The organism is Prevotella sp. P2-180 (assembly GCF_002251435.1).
Taxonomy (GTDB): Bacteria; Bacteroidota; Bacteroidia; order Bacteroidales; family Bacteroidaceae; genus Prevotella.
The window spans coordinates 1-5,959 of sequence record NZ_NPJI01000024.1; the positions used below are offsets into that span (position 1 = coordinate 1).

Sequence of the window (5,959 nt, forward strand, 5' to 3'; positions counted from 1 at the left end):
TTACCTCGATTAATGTCTGGTGAATTAATAGTATAACTCTTATGGGTGAAAATTCGAGATTTACAGAAAAAACGTTTGAGCAGGCAGTAATAGACCTATTCACAGAATTAGGCTATGAATATAAATGAATTTCAACAGATAGTAAAACCTCTTTTTGATAGAATTGGTATGAATAAAAAAGAGAACGACCGTCTCGCCTCCCTCCGCGACACTCTCTTACCTCGATTAATGTCTGGTGAATTAATAGTATAACTCTTATGGGTGAAAATTCGAGATTTACAGAAAAAACGTTTGAGCAGGCAGTAATAGACCTATTCACAGAATTAGGCTATGAATATAAATGTGGCTACGACTTGGAAGGAAGAGACGAGGAGTTGCCATATTACGATGGCCTTGTGTTGAAGTGCTTGCAACGGCTGAATCCACAACTCGGCGAAACTGGTATTGAAAACCTGTTGAACACCGTGACATGGATTGAGGGAGGCAGCTTGCTGCAGAAAAACGAGACGTTCACTAAATGGCTGCAAAACGGAGTGATCGTTGAGAACGAAGAGAACGGCGAATACCGCAACGTGACTGCAAGAATAGTAGATTTCGACAATATCGAAAACAATGACTTCCGTATAGTCAACCAATGGACTGTGGACGAGAAGTCGAGGAAACGTTGCGACATAGTGGTGTTTCTGAATGGACTGCCGATAGTGGTGATTGAGCTAAAATCACCAAGCAACGAAAGCGTTGACGACGACGATGCCTTCAACCAGATAAAGACCTATCAGAGGGAGATTCCAATTCTGTTTGGCTACAACTGCTTTAACGTGATATCAGACATGATAACAAGCCGAGCAGGAACAATCACCTCCGACCAAGAGCGATATATGGAATGGAAATCGAAGGACGGAGAATATGAATCGTCGTCGCTGGCTGACTACGAAACGTTCTTCAGGGGGATATTCAAGAAGGAACATTTGCTGGACATCATCCGTAACTTCATCTGCTACAGCAACGATGAAAACAAGGTGAAGGTGATGGCTGGATATCACCAGTACTTTGCAGTGAACAAGGCTTTGGAAAGAGCGAAAAAGGCAGTGGAGAGTAATGGAAAAATTGGTGTGTTCTGGCATACGCAAGGCAGCGGCAAGTCGCTGTCGATGATGTTTCTCACGCATCTGCTTATACAACATTTGCCTGAGGTGACCATAGTGGTTGTGACCGACCGCAAAGACCTCGACCAACAGTTGCTTTATACATTCTCAAAGTATAGCGAGTTTATGCGCACCACTCCTGAAAACGCGCAGAGCCGCAAGAAACTGATAGAACTGCTGAAGCTAAGAAAAAGCGGAGGAATAATATTCACCACGATACAGAAATTCACAGAGAGCGACGAACCGCTTTCGGACAGAAAGAACATTATTGTGATGACCGACGAGGCCCACCGGTCGCAATATGGCGAAGAGACATGGGACGCCAAGAAGGAGATGATGAAGAAGGGAATGGCCCTGAAAATGAGAGAGGCATTGCCTGGCGCAAGTTTCATAGGATTTACAGGCACTCCTATCTCGACCGCTGAGAAGGACACAAGAGAGGTGTTTGGCGATTACATCGACGTGTATGACATGACCCAGTCGGTGGAGGACGGAGCTACAAGACCTGTGTACTATGAGAGTCGCGTGGTGAACCTCAACCTCAACGAGAATGTGACAAAGGAACTTGACGAGGAATTTGACAAGCTCGTTGACCTCGGGCTTGAAGATGAACAGGTGGAGGCTACAAAGCACAACTTCAGCCATCTGGAAAGAGTGCTGGAATCGGACACTGTGATTGACACTCTTGTAAAAGACATAATTAAGCACTATGAGGAAAACCGTGCCGACCTCTTGACAGGCAAGGCTATGATTGTGGCTCTGACAAGAAAAATCGGTATCAAGATATACAAGAAAATACTGGAACTGAGGCCTGATTGGACAGAGAAGGTAAAGGTGGTGATGACATCAGCAAACTCCGACCCTGAAGACTGGGCTCCGATAATCGGCAACGAGAGATACAGAAAGGAGCTGGCAGCAAAGTTCAAGAAGAACGACGACCCGATGAAGATTGCCATCGTGAGGGATATGTGGCTGACTGGATTTGACGTGCCTTCGCTTGCAACGATGTATGTGTTCAAGGCAATGAGCGGATATAACCTGATGCAGGCAATAGCGAGGGTGAACCGAGTGTTCCCTGGCAAGGAGGGAGGTCTGATAGTGGATTATATAGGTATCGCACAGGCACTGAAGAGTGCAATGAAGGAATATACCTCGCGAGACTATAAGCGATTCGGCGACCCAGACATCGCAAAGACTGCAATGGTGAAGTTTGAGGAGGAAATGGACATCTGTCGTGAACAGATACATGGTTTCGACTACACGATGTTCTTCAACGAAAGCGACACCGACAAGGCGAATGCACTGAGAGGCGCACTCAACTTTATGTTGGCTGTTGAGAGGGAGCAGAAAAGGAAGATATTCTGCGAACACTCGCTTGCACTGCATAACTCGCAGACACTATGCCGCAGCATGCTGACAAAGGAACAGAAAACAGAGGCGGCTTTCTTCGACGCTCTGAGGGTGATGATAACAAGATGTACGCAGACGAGGACGAGGAATGTGGTGAAGGAGATAAACGACCATATCCTTGACTTGCTGGAAATGAGCATCAAGAGCGACGGAGTGATAAGCCTCGTGGCAGACAGCAAGACGGAATTTTCCCTATTCGACGAGAGCTTCATGGAAGAGCTATCGAAGATGAAGGAGAAGAACGTGGCAATGGAACTGCTGAAACGTCTGCTGAAAGAGAAGATAAAGAAAACGAAGAGAGAGAACGTGGTGCAGAGCGAGAAATTCTCCGATATGCTCAACGATGCGCTCAACCAATATCTGAAAGGAATGCTGACAAACGAGGAAGTGATAAAGGAACTCATTGAGTTGGCAAAGAAGATGAAGGAAGAGGAAAAGGCTGGAGAAAAACTCGGACTGAACAAACAAGAGAAAGCATTCTACGACGCACTGTCGAAACCAAGTGTTGTGGCAGGACTATATACTGACGAGCAATTCATTGCCTTCGCCAAAGAGCTGACAGAGGTGCTGCGCAAGAACCGCACCATCGACTGGAGACACAAGGAAGCAGGCAAGGCTCAGATGAGAGTGCTGATAAAGCGACAACTGAAGAAACACGGCTATCCGCCCGAAGGAAAGCAGGAAGCCTTGGACTATGTGATGGCACAGTGTGACAGCTGGGCTGACAATGAGGACAATATTTCAGAAGAATAACAAACAGGAAGATATAGACATATAAGATAGAAACGCCAAAAAATTGACGTATCGCCTCCGAAATCGAAGTTCGCAAAACAAAAGATAATACCAGAGGTAGTACGGCACAGGACGTTCATGTCTTCAAACGAAAAGACGTGATCGGCAGCTGCTGTATGCTTTGGTATAAGGTACTTGCGAACACCTGATTTCGGGGTGTATGGCGGTTTGCCGCTTCACGTTTCTATAATATTCCGCATATTAGTATTGGTAAATATGAAGAAGATACGGCAAGACGACAAACGTAATGACATCTTCAAAAAGTTTGATGGATGCATGGAGGATTTCTTCGCAGGAGCTACTCGTTTTTGCGAAGAAGTGAAACGTATTGCCAAAAGCGACGAGGATAAAACAAAGGTGCATCTTCTGGCAATGGGTCTGATGATGGACATGCAAATACTATATCATAATGCAAAAATCTACTATGACGAGATTAAATATTCCATGCTTGACATCAGAATAGACAAGAATCTAGAGCATAAAGAAGCAATGGAAAAGAAATTAGTGGATTTCAGAATTATAATCGACAATGAGATTAAAAGAGGAATACAAAGAGCTGAGAATGATGAAATAGTAAATGGGATTGTGACGAATGAAAACGAGAACAAATCCACGGATATTATGTTATATACGTGTGGATTATCGAAAGACTTGTCATATTGGTCATTGCAGATATTTGAAAAGATAGCAGAGGTCGTAAAATACATAGATGATATGTTGTTTGACTTGACAATGTTGAATTTGAATAGGGATGATAAGGCCTTTGGAGAAATATACAATAGGTGCTTCGAGAAGTATATTTCTTCAGATAAATGGCTCAGATATCGTGACAATTACCTACAAAACATTATTCAAGACAAGTTTGACGGGAGAATAGAAAATATGACATCACAATCGTTTGATGCCATTATAAAAAATATCAAAAACAAAATACATGACGAAGAAGAATTGGACAATGTGTGGGTATCATGTGGTAATAGCGTATCTGAAACTTGCAAGTATTTCATAGGTCTCAAATTAAATGACGATATACTCATTAACACATATTTTAAATATGTGGCTCTTATAGATTATATTAACGAAGAAAAGAACAACTTCGAGTTGAAGATTATAAAAGTGGGCGAAGGAAGCCTATTGGCTGATAGTGTACAATTTATAAAGCCATATAGTGAAGATCGATTTGCGTTAGCATGGAATGAAATCCGGATTTATATGGAAAACAATGGTATGTTAAAAGGATATTGGTGGTGTTGTCTTCATCATGCTCTTGCATTCGACAGACGAATAAATAATGTTGATTTCAGAACATTTATGAGATGGCTTATGGATTTTGTAATAGACGATAGTTTGATATCTGATGAAAATATAACTCAATTTACATCTAATTATTTTGTGGTGACGACTAATCGAATGTGGTCATTGAAGGATTATAAAGATTATATTGAGGCAGGAAAAGATGTTAGACGAATTGTCAAGTCAACAAAACAGGTGAATAAACACTTCTATGACAAAAACGTTAATGCTTTTAATAAGCTTTTTAAGACTTCTGAGAAATTGAGACAGATATTGAGAAAATACTCATAAATCACCTTGTCCTAATTTGCTGTTCTAATCAGACATAGGGTTTGTCCTAACAGAATGCAGATAGTTCCTAATCGAGGGGCTATCTGCTTTTTTTTTTGTATTTCAGTGTCAGAAATAATCACTAATTTTGGAGTCGAAAAGCAATCACTGCTTCAATTCAAACCAAATATTGGATTGGATAAAAGGTGTTCTTTGGCTTATTGATACTACTTATAATATGAAAGAAAAAATGAATGATAGCGGCGTGGAGGGTAAATATCCTCTGACGCAGAAGGCTGAGATGCAACTGGAGGCTATGCGTCCGTTGCTCAGCGAAAAACTTGTAAATGACATCAGATGCTTTATAGGCAGCCTGAGGTCGGAGTTACAGGGTGATGAGGCTCTTGCAATGGGTATGATGTTGGAAGCTTTCCAACTGATTCCTCATGACTTGACCTTTGTGAGATCTACAATGCTTGGATTCTTTGTGAGAATAAAAGAGCAAGTATTGGACCATAATGTAGAGAGAGGGGATTAAACTCCCTTCTTTCTTCCGAATCAGAAATTATCAATTTATTTTACATTATTAAATTTTAAAGACATGACAAAAAAGAAGATGGGTTCGGCTGCTACCCCAAAGCAGCAGGTGAGAAAAGACCCGTATGAGTGCTACTCGGTGAAAAAAATGCCGGAAACAGTGGTGGAGCGTAGCTTGGGTAAGGTGAAATGCGGGAAGGATGCGGAAAATGCCGTGAGAAGCATTTTCGGCGGTGTGCAGATTGGATACACTGAGTGGTGTGTGAACAACAGCGACTCGCTCGTGGGCGTGGCAATGCTCATGGAGAACGAGAACTTCATGACTTTCAAAAATCTCAAAAGGCTGGAGGTGAGGCTGGAGGCTACGGTGTCGGTGAAGGCTGTAGGAAAGAGCTTGTGGCTCGTTACGGCTTACTGGCTCGATGAATCTAAATTTAGGAAGTAATTTGCGGAGGAAGAACATGAAACTTATACTGAAAAGAATTGCAAAACGTGCTGATTATGCAAACTGT

The 5,959-nt window shown here is 42.3% G+C and carries 4 protein-coding genes; all 4 read left to right on the plus strand.

Annotation, left to right across the window (positions count from 1 at the left end):
• Positions 1 to 257 precede the first annotated feature (257 nt).
• Positions 258 to 3,308, plus strand: coding sequence for a type I restriction endonuclease subunit R (locus tag CIK98_RS03380; RefSeq protein ID WP_094382878.1), 3,051 nt, complete (start codon positions 258 to 260; stop codon positions 3,306 to 3,308).
• 255 nt (positions 3,309 to 3,563) lie between these two features.
• Positions 3,564 to 4,931, plus strand: coding sequence for a hypothetical protein (locus CIK98_RS03385; RefSeq protein ID WP_094382879.1), 1,368 nt, complete (start codon positions 3,564 to 3,566; stop codon positions 4,929 to 4,931).
• Positions 4,932 to 5,148: 217 nt separating this feature from the next.
• Positions 5,149 to 5,448 carry a hypothetical protein gene (locus CIK98_RS03390; RefSeq protein WP_141210387.1) on the plus strand — a complete coding sequence of 100 codons (300 nt, stop codon included), beginning with the start codon at positions 5,149 to 5,151 and terminating at the stop codon, positions 5,446 to 5,448.
• A gap of 63 nt (positions 5,449 to 5,511) precedes the next feature.
• Complete coding sequence (locus tag CIK98_RS03395) at positions 5,512 to 5,892, plus strand: hypothetical protein (RefSeq protein ID WP_094382881.1); 381 nt, start codon at positions 5,512 to 5,514, stop codon at positions 5,890 to 5,892.
• Positions 5,893 to 5,959 lie beyond the last annotated feature (67 nt).

Coding starts and splice junctions, on each gene's coding strand:
- CIK98_RS03380 (WP_094382878.1), top strand. CDS start 258: ATGGGTGAAAATTCGAGATTTACAGAAAAAACGTTTGAGCAGGCAGTA.
- CIK98_RS03385 (WP_094382879.1), top strand. CDS start 3,564: ATGAAGAAGATACGGCAAGACGACAAACGTAATGACATCTTCAAAAAG.
- CIK98_RS03390 (WP_141210387.1), top strand. CDS start 5,149: ATGAAAGAAAAAATGAATGATAGCGGCGTGGAGGGTAAATATCCTCTG.
- CIK98_RS03395 (WP_094382881.1), top strand. CDS start 5,512: ATGACAAAAAAGAAGATGGGTTCGGCTGCTACCCCAAAGCAGCAGGTG.